The sequence below is a fragment of the Pedobacter psychrodurus genome (assembly GCF_032678585.1).
Taxonomy (GTDB): Bacteria; Bacteroidota; Bacteroidia; order Sphingobacteriales; family Sphingobacteriaceae; genus Pedobacter; species Pedobacter psychrodurus_A.
This window is the reverse complement of sequence record NZ_JAVTSN010000003.1, coordinates 213,331-233,783: the sequence shown is the minus strand read 5'-3', so window position 1 is coordinate 233,783 and position 20,453 is coordinate 213,331. Positions and strand designations below refer to the sequence as shown.

Sequence of the window (20,453 nt, the reverse complement as noted above, 5' to 3'; positions counted from 1 at the left end):
TTCATTTCCAAATCACAAGAATTCATATTTTCCATAATGAAATAATCCTTTAACCTTTAGGTAAGAAGCAATTCTTTACACTTAACAATTTGTTAACAATAACTTGATGTTTTTCGCTACGTATCCGCTCCATTTAATCTGTCTTAGACTCAGAACAGCATTACTAAATGGACGAACGTTATTACAAACTAATAGAAGATTACAGCAAAAAAACCATTAGCAGTGAAGATTTAACTGATTTACTGATTTGGGTGGGGAGCAGCCAGCAGAATCAGCAGATTTTCAGGGAAACGCTACAGGCTTTCGAGGCGGCAGATTATACGCTAAACAAACCTGTAAACCAACAGAAAAGTTGGACAGCCCTTCAGCAGCACATTGCAAACAGTGCGGCCGATCAATCGCCGGTTGTGCGGAAAATCAATTACCTTAAATATTTTACCATCGCAGCTGCAATATTGGTTATTGCGCTGTTGCCTTTATTATATTTTAATACGCTGCCAGCTAAAAAAACCGAAGCTGTTGTTTACAACGAAATTTATAACCCAAGGGGACAAAAAAGATTGGTTACGATGCCTGATGGTTCTAATATTTATCTTAACGGAGACAGTAAAATACGTTATGCTCAAAATTTTAATGTAGGAAAACGAATCGTTTATCTGGTTGGCGAAGCGTTTTTTGATGTTCAGCACCGTAACAAACAACCCTTTGTTGTTTATACCGGAAAAGTAAGTACTTCTGTTTTAGGAACATCATTTAATATCAATGCCTACCCATCATTAAAAAATATCACCATAAGCATTCAGACCGGGAAAGTAGGTGTGCTGTTTAAAAATAAGGGCAAAACAGAGCCTGTACATTTCCTCCTGCCAGATGAACAGCTCATTATCAATAAGAATAATGGAAAAAGTACCAAACGAGCGGTAAATGCCATCGATTATAACAGCTGGCGCGAATACAAACTCTTTTTTTATGATGAACCCTTAAGAGAGATAGCTGAGGTTATTGCCCGAGAGTACGACCTTGATGTTGAAATAAAAACGGAAGCTTTAAAAGAAGTAAAGCTCACCGCAAAATTTGATAAATGTCCGGCGAAGCAGATTATGGATATGATTGCAAAATTGTCAGGCTCAAAATACAAAATCTATGAAAATAAAGTAATCATTTATTAACGATAAACTACAAAATAGATATGAACTAAAAAATTACTAAAACCGAAAAATGGCTCGAAATGCTCGACACATTTCAAGCCCTAAAAACTGTTTAAACTCATTTGAAAAAGTAAAACTTAGTAAAGATATGAAAATTAATACCCGATGGATGAAAAACGTCTGTCAGTATCCCTCAAAAATTATGGTTGTTATGGCCGTAATAATTTTGAATCTGCTCTCATTCTCACCATACGCTAATGCACAAACGGATAAGAAAATTTTATTTGAGGCCGATGGCATCACACTTAAAAAGGCTTTCGAATCATTAGAAAAGCTTAGCGGCAATAATATTGCATACAACAATACACAACTAGACGATCAGAAAAAAGTTTATGTTTCCCGCGGACTAAGATCGGTAAACGAAATACTCGATCTGCTTTTGAAAGGTATGCCCTTTACATATAAAGCAGGCGTTGCAGGTAATATCCTAATTATTTCAAAAAGCACTTCTACCGGTACCCTTAGCGGTAAAGTTGTTGATGAAAACAACGAACCTATACCTGCGGCAACGATTAAGATTGTAGAACTTAACGTTCTTGGGCAAACCAATAATAAAGGTGAGTTTAACCTCAACTTAGCGCCAGGAACGTATACTGTTGAAGCCCGGTTTATTTCGTATGAAATTGTGCGGAAACAATTGATAAAAGTAAGCAATGGGGTAACTACAAAGATTAATTTTACGCTTAAAGCGGCAGATAATTCACTTAACGAGGTTGTGGTTACGGCTTTAGGGATTAAAAGGGAAGAAAGAGCATTGGGTTACGCCAATACAACTGTTAAAGGCGAAGCATTAACCAATGCCATTTCAGGTAACTGGCTGGATGCCCTTTCGGGAAAAGTAGCCGGTTTAAATTTAATACGCTCAAATGGAGGCCCTACAGGATCAATTAAGGTAGTTTTACGCGGCGAGAGCGATTTAAGCGGAAGCAGTGAAGCATTAATCGTAGTGGATGGAGTTGCAATTAGCGGTGGTAGTGGTCGTTCTACAGCAATTTCTGGCGAATCTGTGTATGGAACGAGTAGCGATAATATGCCTGCCGATTATGGTAGTGGCTTAAACGATATCAACCCGGAAGATATAGAATCGGTTTCTGTTTTAAAAGGCCCGGGTGCAGCTGCACTTTATGGCGAGCGTGGTAGAAATGGTGCCATTTTGATTACCACAAAATCGGGTAATCCAAAACATAAAGGATTGGGAATTACGGTTAATTCGAATGCTTCCTTCGAGAGTATGAACCGCTCACCGGATTTACAATATGAATACGGACAGGGTTTAGCAGGTGCAGATTATTATTCGTACGGTGCAGGTGCAGACGGAGCAAGTACGAGTGGTACGAGTTCGGCATATGGACCTAAATTTGATGGCCAAATGTTTTACCAATACGATCCGGTTACGCAAAAAGTGGGTACCGAAAGAACCCCATGGGTTCCATATGTAAACGGAGTAAACGACTTTTTTAAAACTGGCCAAACGTATACCAATTCGGTGAGTGTGGATGGTGGTACTGATAAAACCACGGCACGTTTCTCATTTACCAACGTAGATAATAAATGGATTACACCAAATACGGGTTACGGACGTAATTCTGTAGCCTTATCGGTTAATTCGAAAGTAAACGATAAGTTAACTATCTCATCTAAAATTAATTATACCAACAAGTTTAGCGATAACTTACCAGGTGCAGGTTATGGTAACCAATCGTTAATGTACTGGTACATTTTCTGGCAACCAAATGCCGATCCAAATGGCTTAAGAAATTATTGGAAAACTGGTCAGGAAGGTAGAGCTATTCAATATCCGTTTAGTTCATTTCCTGAAAATCCATATGCCATTTCGTACGAATTTATAAATAAATCGATACGAAACGGAATGACCGGAAATGTTCAGGCTACCTATAGTTTTACCAAAGAATTAAGCTTGCAAGTAAGAACATCGCTCGATTTTAGTTACGAGCAACGCGAACAAGATCGTCCGTACGATGCAGGTACTAAATTACCAAAAGGATCGTACCGTACACAAGATATTTATTCGCAGGAAGCCAGTACCGATTTCTTATTAAGATATAACAAAAAAGTATCAAAAGATTTCGAATTAACAGCAACAGCGGGTGGTAGCATGCTTAAGAATAAATACATTAGAGACGAAATCAGAGCCGATTCGTTAATTTATCCAGGCTTGTATTCTTTTTCGAATGCAGCAGGTGCATTGGTAACCTTACCACTTCGGAACAAATACGCTACCAATAGTTTTTATGGATTACTTTCATTAACGTATAAAAATTTCTTGTATTTAGATTTAACGGGTAGACAGGATTGGTCGAGTATTTTGGCAACGCCTTCAAGAACAGACAATGTTGGATTCTTCTACCCATCAGCAAGTTTAAGTTTTATTTTATCCGAAGTAGTTAAGTTACCGAAAGTTATTAATTATGCTAAACTAAGAGCTTCGTATTCGCAAGTGGGTGGTACCACAAATACACCTTACATTACTTCATATACTTATCCATCAGCTGCTGGTGGTCTGTATTCGGGCGGTGCATTGCAAAACCCAACCATATTGCCTAATCCGGATTTGCTACCATTAACCACCAGTACCTACGAAGTGGGTGCCGATATACGTTTGTTTAATAATCGGTTGAATTTTGATTTTGCGATGTATTCTGGTAATTCAAAAAATCAAATTTTATACCGTATTCTAGATCGTTCAACGGGATATAATCAAATGGTTATCAATGCTGGCCGGGTAGATAATAGGGGTATTGAGCTTGCGGTTAACGGAACAATAATAAAAGGGAAAGATTTTAGCTGGAATGCAAATTTTACCTATGCTGCTAACAGAAATAAGATTGTAGATATAAATGGCGATAGCTCGGTAGTATTAAGAACCGGGCCTGTTGCTGGCGGACAAGTTGTAGCGAAGGTTGGCGGAAGCATGGGCGATTTATATGGTCGTGGATTTGTACGTTCTCCTGATGGACAAATTGTGTACGATGCAACTACCGGAACTGCAAAAATTACTGATGATGTTGTTTATTTAGGTAATACATCACCAAGAATTAAAACAAGTTTTGGCTCAGAATTTAGATACAAACAATTTCGATTAAACGTATTGTTCGATGCACAGGTTGGTGCAGTAGCACACTCCTTAACCAACTACAAATTGGTAGAGCAAGGAAAAACAACCAATACCCTTCCGGGAAGATACAATGGTATAATTGGTACTGGTGTTATTCAAAATCCTAACGGAACCTATCGCCCTAATGATGTAGTAGCCTATGATGTAGATGCTTACTACAGAGCACAAATGGGAGCAGATAACGCTGAAGGAAGTACGTTTAGTACCGATTTCTTGAAATTCCGAGAGGCACGTCTCGATTATACGCTAACGCCTAAATTAACCAAAAAATTAGGTTTACAAAGAGCTACGCTTGGTGTATACGGTCGCGATTTATTTATCTGGTCGCCATGGCCAATTTTCGATCCGGAGTTTGGTACGCTTTCAGGAACCGACATTGTACAAGGTTTCGAAACAGCACAATTTCCATCAACCAGAACATTTGGGGTAACATTAACGGTTGGTTTTTAATTTTAATAACATGAAAAAGAGATTATATACATTTATCGGTCTGGTAGCCATTAGCATGATGGTATTGCCTTCTTGTAAAAAAGATTTCACCGAAATCAATACAGACCCAAACAATTCGCCAACAAGTACACCGGCACAATTGTTAGCACCTGCTTTAGTAAGCACGGTAACGGCGAATATGGTTCGTAATCGTAACTTTAATAACGAATTAATGCAGGTTACGGTATCGCTAAGCGATGCAGATGCACAGGTATTTCGGTACGAGTACAGAAGAACCTATGCCGATTATTTGTGGAATAGCTGGTATGTTCAATTAACCAATTTTAAAGATATTTATACAAAAGCAGGTGAGCCATTAACGGCAAATAAATCATATCAGGGTATTGCTTTAATCTGCCAGGCATGGATTTATTCAATGATAACCGATGCCTATGGCGATGCACCTTACTCGGAATCGAATCAGGCAAAAAACGGTATTACTGAACCGAAATTTGATACACAAAAGGAGATTTATCTTGATCTGTTTAAAAAACTGGAAGAAGCCAATACTTTATTGTCAACAGGTCCGGCTGTTTTAGCATCAAGTGATCCTATTTATGCCGGAAACGTATCTAAATGGAGAAAATTTGGTAATTCGTTGTATTTAAGGATGTTGTTGCGTTTGTCGGGTAAGGCAGAAGTGTCGTCGGATATGATTGCAAAGATTAAAGAAATGGTCGACACTAAAGCCTCTACGTATCCTAAAATGACGAGCAATGACGATTCGGCAATTTTAAGATGGGTAGGAACAGGCCCTTATACCAATCCATATGTAACCAACGTACGTACGCAAGATTTTACCGCTCCTTCCATTGGTTCGTTCTTTATCGATCACTTAAGAGATTGGCAACATCCGTGTTTAGACATTACCAAATATGGTAAAGGTGGTGTAAACAGATGGGGGATAGCACAAGGTTCGAATGGTTTTGTAGGTGTACCTGGTGGTTACCTTCCAGGTGCAGGTGTAGCGAAGCAAGCCTATTTTTATTCAAGTGCATCTACTGTAAGCAGTGCATTGGTTACTAATCTTCAGGTAGAGCCTTTAGATGGTTTGATTCTGACTTATGGAGAGTTAAACTTTATTCTATCAGAAGCAGCATTGAAAGGTTTCATTACCACCGGGACGGCTGAGAATTATTATAAAACAGGTATTTTAAGCACAATTACTACCTGGTTACCAATTTGGCCTAACCTAACGTCTACTACCACGCCAACTACGCCTGCAACCATTACCGATGCCGCATTTTTAACCTATTTAACCAATGCCGATATCATTTGGTCGCCAGCAGGTTCGGTTGATGATCATATGGAGGAAATTCACCTGCAAAAATACTACACATTGTTTTTGGAAGATTTGCAACAATGGATTGAATTCCGTCGTACAGGTCATCCGGTTTTACCGAAAGGGGCAGGCTTAAAAAATGGAGGTGTTATGCCAGCCCGTTTAACCTATCCGGTATACGTTCAATCGGCTAACCCTACAAATTATAAAAAAGCAGTAGAAGTTCAGGGAGCGGATGAGATTTATACACAAGTTTGGTGGCAAAAACCTTAATGTGTGTTTCTAACGATTTTAATTTAAATAACATGAAAAGAATTTTAAGCTATAGTTTTATTTTGTTTGCAGTGCTTTCATTTGCTGCTTGCAAAAAGACTAAATATCCGGAAGGAACGGTAGGTCCTTATGTTCCAATGTTGGATTTACGAAGTTTATACAAAGGAAGTGATCTTACCTTATCTGCTGATAATATGTTTGGTTCTACCAAAATTAGCGGAGTGGTTGTTTCTGATCATTCTGGAGGAAATATGCCTGTTGGTTATTTGGTACTTCAAGATAAAAAGAGGTTATCGAAATTACGCGGTATTACGATTAATATAGGCGCTGATGCGGCAAAATATGTACCTGGCGATTCGATTGCCATTGATATTAACGGCTGTATTTTAACACGCGAAAGCGGCGTGCTACAGGTTAAAAATGTAATGCCTACGAATATTACTAAATTAGCCAGTGGAGTAACCATTGCTCCAAACCGCGTACCAAGTAGTTATATTTTGGCCAATCCTGAAGCATATGAAAGTACTTTGGTTGCCATTGTAAAAGGAGGTTTTGATCCTGTACCAGCACCTACAGATACTTTTTCGGGTGATAGATTGGTAAACGACGGTTTTGATAACATCACACTTCACACTGAGCCAACAGCAGCTTTTGCAGGTAAAACCTTGCCATTTTTAGCCAATTTTTACGGTATTATCTTTAACAAAGCAGGTGCCGACGGGAAATTAGTTCCACAACAGAGATTACGTACCGCAACTGATGTCGTTGTTTTAAGCAGTACAGTTAGTATTCCTTCAATGATAATAAGTGGCTGGATTGCCGATCCTAAAGGCACAGATGCGAATAACGAATATATTCAATTTCTGGCTACCCGCGATATCGACTTTTCTGTAACGCCGTTTTCTGTGGTAACAACGAACAATGCAGGTGCATCTACTCCCGCAATTAATCCAACAAATGGATGGGCTTTGGGTGATTTAAGAACATATAAGTTTAACTTAACTTCAGGTAAGGCAGCAAAGGGAACCTATTTTTATGTTGGAGGAGCTAAGAAATTGATTAATTCGGCAGTTGGTAATGTTAATTCTACCAGTATAGCTTCTTCAAACTGGATTAGGTCATTTGATTATTCAACTATTGCAGGCGATGGATTTGGAACCAAAACCACCAATCTGCTCGCAAACAGTGGTAATGCTTATGGTGTGGCAGTATTCGAAGGAACAACGGTAACAGAAGCAAGTACGCCAATTGATGCTTTATTTGTAGGATCGGGCGGTTTGCTTTATTCTGCAGGTCCGCCGGCAATAGGCTATCGCATTGCCAATAACGATATTTACGATGTTGTAAATCCGATCACGCTGGCCGCTCAGCCTTTCTATCGTCAAGGAACAAATACCATCAACTTTACCTATACCACGCCTTCAGACGCAGGTTATTACTATAAGTTTGGCGGTGTGTATAGCGTAACTTTAGGGAAATGGGTTAAAGCCAGAACACAAACGAATATTTTGTTAACGCTTACATCAACACTTGCCGAAATAGAAGGTGTTTTTCCAGCTCCAACTGCTGATAATCCATTAGGTACCCCGGCAACACAGATAAAATAAGAATAAACTGAATTTGAACAAGGCTAAGGAGTAATTGCCCTTAGCCTTGTTTTTTGCATAATTTTTTAGATAAGACAATGAACAGAAGATCATTTATACAAAAATCAACCTTATTAACTTCAACAGTTTTCATTAGCTTAAAATCCTTTCCATCATCTTTGTTTTCGGTTGATGGGTTGGTGAGTGGAACTGTAACCAGTAAAGGTAAGGCGGTTGCCGGAGTTGTCATTTCAGATGGTTACAGTGTGGTACAAACCGATAAAACGGGTAATTATCAAATCCAGCTTCATGAACTTGCCCGTTTTGTTTGGATCAGTACACCATCAGGTTATGAGTTTAAAACAGAAAGCAGTATTGCCCGTCACTATTACAAACCAGATACTGCTGGAAAATTAAATTTCGACCTCAAGCCATTAAAACAAAACGATAACAAACACAATTTTATCATTTGGGCCGATCCGCAGGTAAAAAATAAAAAAGATGTTCAACAGATGATGGACACCTCCGTGCCTGATACCAGAGAGGTGGTGAAAAGCATGGGTAAAACACTGGTTCATGGCATTGGTGTTGGCGATCTGGTTTGGGATAATTTCGATCTTTTCCCAGCCTATGATGAAGCCATTGCTAAAATTGGTATTCCATTTTTTCAGGCCTTAGGTAATCATGATCAGGATTACAGGCAGGGAGGAGACGATACATCAGACCGTACTTTTCAGGCACATTATGGACCAACATACTATTCGTTCAACAGGGGGAAAGCCCATTACATTGTTTTAGATGATGTACGTTATTTGGGGGTAGAAAGGACTTACGATGGTTACATTACACCAACACAGTTAGAATGGCTGACTAAAGATCTTCAATTGGTGCCAAAAGATGCTTTGCTGATTGTTTGTCTGCATATTCCGGTGCACAACTCCGTTAAAAATAACGACGATTTCTATGCCGTGTTGAAAGATTTCAAAAACGTCCACATCATGTCGGGCCATACGCATTTTAATAAAAATGTAATCAAAAATGGCATTTACGAACATAACCATGGCACCGTTTGCGGTGGCTGGTGGACAGGTCCCATCTGTGGCGATGGAACACCCCGCGGTTATGGTGTTTATGAAGTAAACGGAACGGATTTAAAATGGTACTACAAGTCAACAGGCGAAGACCGTAAAAAACAGGTAAGCATTTATGTGAATACCTTAACCAACCAAAAGCGATTAATTGCAAATGTTTGGAATTACGATCCTCAATGGAAAGTAGAATACTTTTTAGATGGTAAAGCAATGGGCAATTTGGCACAGCAGGATGGATTTGATCCTTTATCGGTTAAATTGTATAAAGGAGATAAATTACCAAACCCAAGGCCATTTGTTGAACCAATTTCTACCGATCATTTATTTATGGCACATTTCGGACCAGAAGTTAAAAAAGTAAAAGTTGTGGCTACCGATCGCTTCGGAGAAAAGTTTGAGGCAGAAATTGATGCCTAATATCGCTGTCGGATATTACCATCCGACAGTTTCGTGAAAAAATTAATGTAAATTTAATTAATCTCGTCAGTTGATCACATTTAGCACTACTATATTGCAACTTAATTGCCAGGGTGGAATAGTAAGATCTTATGCCGCTAAAAATTAATGAATATCCGTGCTGTTAGATATTGCCATTTGACAGACTGCTAATTTCAAAAAATCGTCGTGCTGTTGGATGTTACCATCCGATAGGTGCTTCAAAAAATAAAACTTTGAATAGATTAATGGCGTCAGATGGAAACACATGACGCCAAAATAAAGCCACATTTCAATATGAAACTTACAAAAACAGCAATTGTTGTTCTTTTATCTGCATTCGCAGTTAAATCTAATGGTCAGGAAGTTAAATTTCCAGCATTTAGTGCCGAAGCACATCGTGGTGGAAGGGGGTTGATGCCTGAAAATACCATTTTGGCTATGTTAAACGCCATGAAGATTGATGGAATTACAACTTTAGAGATGGATACACATATTTCTAAAGACGCTAAAGTAGTGGTTACACATGATGATTATCTGAGTCCTGCATTTATGCTTACGCCTGATGGAAAAGATATTCCTGTAACTGACGCCAAGAAATATCCGATATATGGAATGAACTATACTGAAATTAAACAATTTGATCTGGGTACCAAGTATTATGATCTGTTTCCTCAGCAGAAAAAAGAAAAAACACAGCTTTCTTTATTGTCTGATTTAATCGATGCCGTTCAACACGATATTAAGGCCAATAAACGCAAGCAGTTTTTCTATAACATCGAAACTAAGTGTAGCGAGAGTGGAGATGGCATTACCAATCCTAAACCTGAAGAATTTGTTGAACTTTTAATGGCGGTGATCATGAAGAAAAAGGTTACTGATTTTGTTGTGATCCAATCTTTCGATAAAAGGACAATTCAGATCATACATGAAAAATACCCAAAAATGAAAACCTCTTTTTTGGTTGCCAATAAAAAAACATATGAAGAGAATATTGCCGATTTAGGCTATAAACCCTTTATTTTAAGTCCGGTTTGGCAGATGGTGAATGAAGAATTGGTTAAAAAGGCACACGCAGACGATGTGAAGATTATCCCCTGGACAGCCAATACTTTAGCCGACATTCAAAAATTGAAGGCTTTAAATGTTGATGGTATTATTTCTGATTATCCTGATATTTTAGTACAGGCAAAATAGTACGCTAAGTCCTAATAATTTAATGCCGGCTTATTTAGTATATATAATTGGATAAAACTGATTTTTCGAAACGCATTAAATAAATAGGTTCTGGCCAGCAGTTATCACATTTTCTTTATCGATATTTTTTAAGCTAGGCACATCACCTAGCTTTTTTATTTGGGTATACTGAAGGATATATCTTTCCGTTTCCAAATTCTCTTCCCCATTAAAAATGATGCCTTTAATTGGGATTTCATATTGTTTAAGAAGACTAACTGATAAAAGCGTGTGGTTAATGCTGCCAAGGTAATTTTGCGAAACCAATATTACTTCTGCATCCAGTTTTTTAATCAGGTCAACAATCAGTTCGTTTTCATTTAATGGAACCATTAAACCGCCTGCTCCCTCAATAATTAAATTGTTATCGGTTTTAGGGGTATTGATTTGGTGAAGATCAATTGCAATTCCGTCTAATTTAGCCGATAAATGAGGCGATAGCGGTTGTGTTAGCCTATAATTTTCGGGATGGATAACCGTTTTTGTATTGCTGATTAAACTTTTAATAGTTAAACTATCACTGGTTTCTAAATCTCCGGATTGGATTGGTTTCCAGTAATCTGCCTTTAATTTTTCTGTTAAGATGGCACTGATTAAAGTTTTCCCAATTCCAGTTCCAATTCCTGTTATAAAATATGTAGCCATTTAAATTAATTCTTTAAGATGATTAACCAACGAAATAATTTCTTCATCGGTATTAAAAGTGTGCAGGCAAATCCTCAATCTTTCTTTGCCTAAAGCCACCGTTGGACTTAATATCGCCCTCACATCAAAACCTTTGCTTTGCAGTGTGGTAGCGGCCAGTTTAGTTGCTTCATTTGATGAAAACAAAACCCCCTGAATAGTGCTTTCGCTATCGAGCGCTTTGATGTTTTGTTCTTTTAAGGTTTTTCTGAACAATGCAATTTTTTGATGAATGAGCGGATGATCTAAATCATTTAACAATTGATATGCTGATCTAATGGCTACAATATTATGAATTGGCGCCGCGGTGGTGTAAATAAACGATCTGGCAAAATTAATCAGGTAATGGCGTAAGGTATTGCTTCCCAAAACAATAGCACCGTGTGTACCCATGGCTTTCCCAAACGTAACAATGCGTGCAAATACCCGGTCGGTTAGATATAGCTGATTGATTAAACCACTTCCTTTATTGCCAAAAGTACCTGTAGCATGTGCTTCATCTACGATTAAGTTGGCTTCATACCTTTGGCAAAGATGAGCGATTGCTGTTAATGGAGCCATGTCGCCATCCATCGAATATATACTTTCTACTACAACAAATATGTTTCCTTTAGCGAGTTTAAGTTTGGCTTCAAGATCATTTATGTCGTTATGAAGAAATTTATAACGGGTAGCATAACTTAATCTGCAACCATCTATAATACTGGCATGGATCAACTCATCGGTAATAATTGTATCGCCACGTTGTGGAATGCTTGATAAAAGCCCCACATTGGCATCATAACCAGAATTAAAGATTAAACCACTTTCTGCATGATGAAAATTAGCTATAAATCGTTCGGTTTCTTCGGTAAATGCTGTATTACCACTTAACAAACGAGAGCCGCCAGCGCCGTTTAGGTAATGGGGCAGTGTAGCTACAGTATCTTCGATCAGCTTTTTTAATGCAGCAGATCTTGCAAAACCCAGATAATCATTAGAACAAAAATCGAAAGGAGGGATGTTGGTCGATAAATTTCTAATCGAAAGATTATCTTTTCGCTCCTGAAGTTTACCGTTAAGAAACTGTTCAATTTTGCTCATTGGTCAAAAGTAAAAAAAGCGTCCCGAATAATCGGAACGCTTTCAAAAATATAATTAATTACTTATTACTTCATTTATCCTTGTGCTGGAGGATTAGAAACTACTGGTGCTTTATCTTTTTTGCCTCTGCCACCCATTCCTTTTCTCATTTTCTCACCTTTTTCTTTGGCCTCTGCACGGAAGGCATCCATTTTTGTTTTCTGATCTGCGGTTAAAACAGCATCAATTTTAGTTTTTTGCTCATCCATGGCTGCTTTGCGCTCTTTCATCTTGCCTTTCATGTCGCCTTGATCAGCAGATCTCCAGGTTTCCATTTTTTTTGCATTGTCTAATTGAATGGCATAGATTTTCGTTTTCTGATCAGCTGTTAAGCTTAACTCTTTCTCTAATCTCGAGGTTACCTTTTCAGCCCTTTGTTCTGCGGTCATTTTAGGCATTGCCCGTCTCGCGCGCTTGGTGGTGTCTTGAGCAAATGCAGCGGTTAAACCCATTACTGCAATTGCTATTGTTAAAATTGCCTTTTTCATGTTATGTTTTTTTATGTGTTTGTTAAATTAATAGATACATAAAAAGGCAAACGGTTTAATCGGCTGTTGTTAAAAAGTGTTAATTTTTATTTAATTGCGAAATTGATTTCTGCATTTGCGCCATCATTTGAGTTAATGTTTCCATCGTTGGATCTGGTGCAGGCTCTGGTAATGAGGTAGATATATAAGCCTTAGCCCTCCAGATTTCCAGGATATCTTCAGCAGCGATGGTATAAGCATCGTACACCTTATTATCTGACACTAATTTTAAATCTTTATTTTCTCTGAAACGGTTACCGGCCCTTTTATATACTACACCTTCATTTTTACTAATCACGATGTAGGTTTCTCCTGTTTTCACTTCATTCCAGTTGTCTAAATACTCACCAATAATTACGCTACCTGGTTGAACGGGCAACATACTATCGCCCATAATTTCAAATGCTCTAAAGGTGCCTTGTCTTAGTGCAGCTAAAGGAAGTTGAAATTTTGGAAGATCGCTGATGTATTGTGGATCAGAAAAACCATTCAAATAACCGGCACTTGCCTTAACCGGAACCAATTCGATGTTCTCCCGATCGTTCTGATCTACAGAAATACTAAGTACCCTTAAGTTAGATCCCTGGCTTTTTGGCTTCGGTTTCCAGCTGTCGGATATTTTCTCGTTGATGAATTCATCGATGGTTAAATCAAAGTATTCAGCTATTTTTTTTAGTAAATCATATTTAGGTTCCGCCCGGTCTTCCTCATAAGCACCGATAAGCGATCTCTTGATTTCCATAATATCAGCGAAATTCTGCTGTGTATGGCCTTTTTTCTTCCTGAGGTACTTTAAATTATTTGAAATATTTGACATAAAAATAAATTTTAAAATAAATTTGGAATTACTAAAATAGTTAGTAATTTTATGCTCATAAAGTTAGTAATATTATTTTGATTTGCAAGAGGGTATACTAAATAGTTTAGTTTTAATTTTTAAATACAAGATCATGAAAAAGTTTGTTTATATCGTTACCGACAGAAATCGTACAAGTATGCACGTGGGCATGAGCTCAGATTTGATTAAAACACTGGATTTCTACAAACAGATGCCAAACTTATTTTTTGATAGCGGACAGCAATTAACACGTTTGGTTTATTTTGAAGAGTTTAAAACAGAAGCGCAAGCTTTGCTCCGTTTTAAATCAATTAGCAGGTTTACCCGTATGCAGAAAGAACGTTTAGTAAGGTCTTGTAATCCAGATTGGATTGATTTAACTATAGGTCTTGATTTCGAGAATATTCTTTTGGAAAGAAACATCACCAATCAGGTTAAACTTTCGTTCTCGAGCTTATCTTAATCAAATGTTGAGTTATAAATATCTTAATTAATAAAATAGGAATGAAGAAATATGCTTATAAAAAGAATGCTTGAATGATCGGGAGTATTTTTCCAATCATTCAAGCATCTCATTTAATTTAACGGTTGATTTAGTCATTCAACCAGTCAGTCATTCTCTCATTCAATCAGTCAGTCAGTCTCTCATTCAATCAATCCTTCATTCTCTCATTCAATCATTTCAATTTACCACCCAGGTGCGAATGTTAAACCAAATACTCCGGTTTTAACATCTTTACGTTGGAAAGGAATCGCGTAATAAGGTTCTAATACAAAATAACCAAAAACGTTTACCCGTACCGAGATACCAACACTCATCGCTGGCACACGCTCTGTCGTAGCCTGATAAGTAACTGGATTTCCATTATCGTCTTTAACCGGCACACCATTGTTGTCTAATACTGGCTGAGATGTATAAGTGGGTTCACTCTTAAATTTAACCTTGGTATCGTTTGTCCAGGCCAAACCAGCATCAAAGAATAAATTCAAATCTGAAAATAAAAATTTAGAGGGTATTGCGGCTAATTTCTTAGGCCCTGTAAAAGGTAAACGGACTTCAAAATTAAAAACCGCTATTTTACTTCCCGTTAACTGGTTAATATCAAACGATTCTGACGATTGGGCTGAGGTACTCTTGTAAATTGAGTTCGATTCGTAGCCTCTAATTAAATAAGGATAACCCACATACATCGGATAAAGCCTGTCGGCATCTTTACCAATCCTTAAAGTATTGTAACTTCTTACGGCAAAAGTTACCGGTTTCGCTCTCCAATATTTACGAAGATCGGCTGTTACTCCTGCAAAATTATAGGTACCAAAATATTTTTCTCCACTCACACGGTATCTAAAACCATCAAGTGGACCAGTTAAGCCAAAAATAGAATTGTCGCCAACAAAACCAGCATTTAACTGATAAAGGGTAAATGAATTAAATGGAATGCCATAATCCTGAGAAGCCACATCGTTAGAAATCCTGCTTTTGTCTGATCCTCTGTAAAATCCAGCATCATCATAGTAATTGCTATAACGGTCTATCCTGTAACTATAATGTGAAAATGCACCACCTAATTCAAATCTGTGAATTTTACTAAATGGATAAGCCCCAAAAACCTGAATCTGATCTTCAAATGTTCTGATGATATCTGTACGGTCTGAAAGCACATTAATGGTTTGATCCTTTCCCGCCTGATCTTTGCCTGTAGTGATATTCTCGTAGCCGTACGATCTAAACCCGGATACATAAGGAATGTGAGAAACAGCAGCACCCCAATTTATCCTGCTTTTTTGGTTGATGTAACCCACTAAGCCACCAAAATCGTAAATTTCGCCATTTACGGATAAGTTGGCAATGATTTGATTGGTACCTAAAATATCGCTGAACATGCCAACAATACCTCCTGAAACGCCAGTTCCGAAACGGCTTGTTGAAACACCAACACCACTGTTTGCCAGATAATCCAATCTAAATTTAGGTTTGTAAGGAACCGTTTTCATGGAATCCGCAATGATTTTTTCGAAACGGTCGAAATTATTTAGGTTCGAGTTGATGATGTTTACCCCAATGTTTTCCAAAGGAGGGAGAATTGCCGCATCAAAATTTTCTTCCTGATTACCAATTCGCTTTGCTTTAAAACTACTCAATTTAGCATTGTACAAAGTATAACGTTGGTAGCGGTAATAGCTATATACGATATCATCAGTTGTTGAAACTGAAATGGCTGGCGAAAACTCGGTGATTCCACTGATACCTGTAAAGTAGTCGGTTAGCTGATCAACTGTATTGTCGGCGAAATTATATTTATATAAATTTCTGAAACCATCTCTGTTAGATAGGAAATAGATATTTTGACTATTAGCAGAGAACTGTGCATTTAAGTTATTCGCTCCTGGAAAAACAGCTAAATTGCTTACTGTTTTAGTCGAAATATCATAAACAGCTAAATTGATCGGCAATACAGCATTAACTACATTGGCCTGAATGGCAGCGCGATCTGATGAAAATACCAGTTTTTTGCCGTCAGGAGAATAGCTTGGTGCATAATCTGAATATACATCGTTCGTAATCTGCGTTACTACTTTGGTATCCAGGTTGTAAGAGAAGATATCACTTTGTCCTTCAACCATACCCGAAAAAGCAACATCTTTTCCATTCGGCGACCAGGTTAAATTGCCAAACTGTTGCACCTGATCCATTGCTGTTTGCGAAACAGTAGTTCCGTTTGCCACATTGATAATCATCATCTGGTTTTTACCCTGACTAAAAATACTAAAAGCAAACTGTTTACTATCCGGCGACCAAGCTCCTGCCGATTCGATAAAGTTAAAATCATCAATATGGCCATTAGAAATCTGGCTGCTCAGTTTCCTGATAATTTGCCCGGTTTTCGCGTCAGCGAGAAATAGATCGATCCCAAAAAGATCTTTTTCAGACATAAAAGCCAAATATTTGCCATCGGGACTAAGGGCAGGGGCAACGTTCATATTTCCCGCATTCTTGTTATCAATGATTTTTGTACCGGTGATTTTAATCTGCGAACTATCGGCCTTTAGCATGGGTTTGTAATGCGCATCTATCGAATTTTTCCAGAGGCCTGACAATGTTTTATCATCGTAACCAAAAGTATATCTGATGGCATTTTCGTAACCATATTTTGCCGTATTCTTAAATAAGGGAACAATGGTTGTATCACCATATTGAGAACCAATATAAGTCCAAAATGCCTGTCCGTAACGGTAAGGGAAATATTTATTAGAGTTGGTTAAGTCTTTTAACGAAGGGATATCACGGTTTAACATGGCATCACGCATCCACATGGAAGTAAATGCGTCTTTTTTTCCAATTGATAGATATTCTGCCATACCCTCAACCATCCACAATGGTGTTTGGCCAACATTTTCTAAACTGATTGAATCTTTTTCTAGTAATAAGTGATATTGAAAAGCGTGAACAAGCTCGTGACCCAATACATGTCTGGTTTGGCTATTAAGCTCCATCACCGGCATAATAACCCTGTTTTTTAGTGCTTCAGTAACACCGCCGGTACCGATACCAATCTCTCCGTTGAGGACGGTTGTTTGTTGGAAATCGGGGTGATTATTGTATAGGATTATTGGGTTCTTCTTTAAGAAAGTATCTCTAAAAACTTCCTGGTGCATTTTGTACCAGGTTTCGGCATCCTGAGAAAAACGTTTTAAAAGTTTTTCATTCTTGATGTAATAGTAAATTTCGAAATGCGGTGTCTGTAAAACTTTAAAATCGAGTTTTTTATACCGCACTTTATTTTGTCCGAAATATTGGGCTTTAACAGAAAAAGAAAGAATAAGCAGGAGCAATAGGGGAAAGTACCGCTTTAATAAAGTAGAGCCTATTTTCATATGTGTGGTTTTAGTTTGATGTTCAATAATTTACGAAAATAAAATAGTGTAAGATTTGGAAAATAAAAATAGCAATAGTTTAAAACAGTATTAAAATTTTAACACTTTTTTAAAGTTTATCTGTGTTTATCGCTCAAATAGCTTGTATCTGACCGATTATTCCCAAAATGAGGCCTAAGTCTAGTTACCTTCGTTCTTTTTCTTTTCTTTTTCTTCCTGACGCTGTTTTCTTCTCAATTCTCGTTCTTCCTTTCTCGTTAAAGGAACAGTAGCTGCAGGTGGTGTTTGAGCTGGATCAGCTTTCTTTTCTTCCTTTTTAACCTCCGGTTCAACAGTTACTGGAACTTCAGTTACCGGCAATTCAGGAACTGTAAAATCTGTAGAATCTACTGCAGCGCTATCTGTTGAGGTTGTATCTCTAACAATTTGAGGGCTAGGACAATTGTAACTTCTCGTAATATCAACCGTTGCTTTTGGAAATGCACCATAGGTGTATCCTGATTTGGGATCCAGATAAACTTTCTCCATAAATTTAGCGAAAATTGGCAATGCCGTTCTCGAACCTTCGCCTTGTTCGCCATTTTTAAAGTGCGCTGTTCTTTCATCGCAGCCTACCCAAATACCGGTTACCAGATCTTTGGTTAAGCCCATATACCAGGCATCAACATAATCGGAAGATGTTCCTGTTTTACCACCAATCTGGTTATTTTTCTTGAATAGGTTTGGCCATTCCCACAGGGCTTGTGAGGTTCCACCTGGCTCTTCCATACCACCACGGAACATGTAGGTCATTAACCAGGCAATTTCTTCTGTTAAAACCCTTTTGGTTTTAGGCTTAAATTCATCAATAACTTTATTGTCTTGATCGGTAATTTTTTCGACCAAAATCGGATCGGTTTTAATACCCTTGTTCATAAAGGTAGCATAAGCCTTTACCATTTCGTAAACGCTAACATCGTTAGAACCCAAACTTACTGATGGAACCGACTCTAAATGACTATCAATACCACATTCGTGTGCATATTTAACCACATTATCCCAACCTACTTTTTCGGTAAGCTGAGCGGTAATGGTGTTCACCGATTTTGCCATGGCCCAACGCAAACTCATTTCGCGGTAGGAAACACTGTAATCGGCATTTTTTGGCTCCCAGTATTTGGTTTGGCCTTTATCTTGATACGCTATTTTAACCGGTTTGTCGGTAAATTTATCGCAAGGGCTCATCCCTTGCTCTAGCGCTGTTAAGTAGGCAAAAGGTTTGAAAGTAGATCCAGCCTGACGTTTAGACTGATTGACGTGATCGTATTTGAAAAATTTATGATCAATGCCACCTACCCAAACTTTGATTTTTCCACTGGCTGGTTCCATGGTCATCATCCCTGTATTCATGATTTTTCCGTAATAACGGATAGAATCTAAAGTAGAGAAAGAGGTATCACGGTCACCTTTGTAGGTGAAAATTTGCATCCGTTTCTTTTTATTGAAATAAGCCTTAACAGAATCCGGGTTATTTGGGAATTTCTTTTGTAAAAGCGCATAAATAGGCAGGTTTTTCATCGCCCTATCCGGATAATCGACTTTCTGCTTTTCCGAATCATACCATGGATCTTCATTGCCCCAAACGCTGTAAAACCTGCGTTGCAAAATTCTCATCTGATCTGCTACGGCTTCCTCGGCATATCCCTGAAGTCTGGAATCAATGGTGGTATATATTTTCAAACCGTCTTCGTAAAGGTCGTAACCATTATCGGTACACCATTTTTCAAGGTATTTCGCTACAGCGGCCCTTAAATAAGAATCACCATCGCTACCATCCTGTATTTTACCTTCTTTTAATTTGACTGGCTCTTTTGATAAGGCTGCTAAGCTATCTTTACTCAGGTATTTGTACTTATTCATCTGTGCAAGTACCACATTTCTTCTTTCCAATGCTTTTACCGGGTTTTTGGTTGGATTGTATAGCGTGGTACCTTTGAGCATCCCTACAAGCATGGCTGCGTCAGTGGTGGATAAATCTTTTGCTTCTTTATCAAAGTAAATACGGCTTGCGGTTTTTATCCCATAGGTATTGTTACCAAAAGAAACCGTATTCAGGTACATGGTAATGATTTCGTTTTTAGAATAGTTAGCTTCCAGTTTTACAGCAGTTTGCCACTCTTTTAATTTTACGATCAACGTTCTCACTAAAGGGATTTTGATTAACAAACCCTGCGATTTATTATAACGTGTACGGTACAGGTTTTTTGCCAGTTGTTGTGTAATGGTACTGGCTCCGCCATCTTTTCCAAAACCTACTACCGCACGGCCAACAGCCTGTACATCAATACCCCAATGTTTATAAAAACGTACATCTTCTGTAGCTACCAAAGCTTGTATTACACTAGGGGCAATCTCTTCGTAGTTTACAGGTGTTCTATTCTCTTTGAAATACCTTCCGATCAGTTTTCCGTCGGCAGTATAGAGTTCTGAACCTACACGAAGGGTAGGTGCTTTGATGTCGTGAACACTTGGTGAGTAACCAAATAACCACAAAAAGTTTAATTGCAGTGCTGAAAAGAAAATTATTATAAAAAATAAAACTATTGTAGAATAACGTAAGTACTTGTTTTTTATCTCTTTAAACATATTGGATAAGATGATCTTTAGGTAAAAGCTGTGGCGTTAAATATA

At 38.0% G+C, this 20,453-nt stretch carries 13 protein-coding genes; 7 read left to right on the top strand and 6 right to left on the bottom strand.

The features are described 5' to 3' along the window. The first annotated feature begins 167 nt into the window (after window positions 1-167). The 6 genes from R2S57_RS03510 to R2S57_RS03485 all read left to right on the top strand — a co-directional run bounded on the left by R2S57_RS03510 (window position 168) and on the right by R2S57_RS03485 (window position 10,697). Complete coding sequence (locus R2S57_RS03510) at window positions 168-1,169, top strand: FecR family protein (RefSeq protein ID WP_316843719.1); 1,002 nt, start codon at window positions 168-170, stop codon at window positions 1,167-1,169. A gap of 190 nt (window positions 1,170-1,359) precedes the next feature. After that, a complete protein-coding gene (locus R2S57_RS03505) occupies window positions 1,360-4,794 on the top strand; it encodes a SusC/RagA family TonB-linked outer membrane protein (protein ID WP_316843718.1) in 3,435 nt (1,144 codons plus the stop codon). Between the two features lie 10 nt (window positions 4,795-4,804). Further along, window positions 4,805-6,388: a SusD/RagB family nutrient-binding outer membrane lipoprotein gene (locus R2S57_RS03500; protein ID WP_316843717.1), complete on the top strand. Its 1,584-nt coding sequence runs from the start codon at window positions 4,805-4,807 to the stop codon at window positions 6,386-6,388. Between the two features lie 32 nt (window positions 6,389-6,420). Continuing rightward, on the top strand, window positions 6,421-7,995 hold the full coding sequence (locus R2S57_RS03495) for a DUF5689 domain-containing protein (RefSeq protein ID WP_316843716.1): 1,575 nt from the start codon (window positions 6,421-6,423) through the stop codon (window positions 7,993-7,995). A 77-nt stretch (window positions 7,996-8,072) separates the two neighbouring features. Further along, complete coding sequence (locus R2S57_RS03490; protein ID WP_316843715.1) at window positions 8,073-9,482, top strand: calcineurin-like phosphoesterase family protein; 1,410 nt, start codon at window positions 8,073-8,075, stop codon at window positions 9,480-9,482. A 315-nt stretch (window positions 9,483-9,797) separates the two neighbouring features. Continuing rightward, window positions 9,798-10,697, top strand: a complete 900-nt coding sequence (locus R2S57_RS03485) for a glycerophosphodiester phosphodiesterase family protein (protein WP_316843714.1) — start codon at window positions 9,798-9,800, stop codon at window positions 10,695-10,697. A gap of 75 nt (window positions 10,698-10,772) precedes the next feature. On the opposite strand, the gene bioD is transcribed toward R2S57_RS03485, so the two are convergent. The 4 genes from bioD to R2S57_RS03465 all read right to left on the bottom strand — a co-directional run bounded on the left by bioD (window position 10,773) and on the right by R2S57_RS03465 (window position 13,886). After that, window positions 10,773-11,381 carry a dethiobiotin synthase gene (gene bioD, locus R2S57_RS03480; RefSeq protein ID WP_316843713.1) on the bottom strand — a complete coding sequence of 203 codons (609 nt, stop codon included), beginning with the start codon at window positions 11,379-11,381 and terminating at the stop codon, window positions 10,773-10,775. Continuing rightward, a complete protein-coding gene (locus tag R2S57_RS03475) occupies window positions 11,382-12,503 on the bottom strand; it encodes a pyridoxal phosphate-dependent aminotransferase family protein (RefSeq protein WP_316843712.1) in 1,122 nt (373 codons plus the stop codon). 74 nt (window positions 12,504-12,577) lie between these two features. Then, window positions 12,578-13,030 (bottom strand): hypothetical protein, encoded by a 453-nt coding sequence (locus R2S57_RS03470; protein ID WP_316843711.1) that lies wholly within the window; start codon window positions 13,028-13,030, stop codon window positions 12,578-12,580. Window positions 13,031-13,109: 79 nt separating this feature from the next. Continuing rightward, window positions 13,110-13,886: a LexA family transcriptional regulator gene (locus R2S57_RS03465; RefSeq protein WP_316843710.1), complete on the bottom strand. Its 777-nt coding sequence runs from the start codon at window positions 13,884-13,886 to the stop codon at window positions 13,110-13,112. Window positions 13,887-14,019: 133 nt separating this feature from the next. Between R2S57_RS03465 and R2S57_RS03460 the strand changes: the two genes are divergently transcribed. Then, window positions 14,020-14,370 (top strand): GIY-YIG nuclease family protein, encoded by a 351-nt coding sequence (locus tag R2S57_RS03460; RefSeq protein ID WP_316843709.1) that lies wholly within the window; start codon window positions 14,020-14,022, stop codon window positions 14,368-14,370. A gap of 224 nt (window positions 14,371-14,594) precedes the next feature. Here R2S57_RS03460 and R2S57_RS03455 read toward each other — a convergent pair whose 3' ends face one another. Together R2S57_RS03455 and R2S57_RS03450 are read right to left on the bottom strand one after the other, a co-directional pair. Beyond that, window positions 14,595-17,783 (bottom strand): peptidase MA family metallohydrolase, encoded by a 3,189-nt coding sequence (locus tag R2S57_RS03455; protein WP_316843708.1) that lies wholly within the window; start codon window positions 17,781-17,783, stop codon window positions 14,595-14,597. A gap of 180 nt (window positions 17,784-17,963) precedes the next feature. After that, window positions 17,964-20,408: a transglycosylase domain-containing protein gene (locus R2S57_RS03450; protein ID WP_316843707.1), complete on the bottom strand. Its 2,445-nt coding sequence runs from the start codon at window positions 20,406-20,408 to the stop codon at window positions 17,964-17,966. Between the last annotated feature and the right edge of the window lie 45 nt (window positions 20,409-20,453).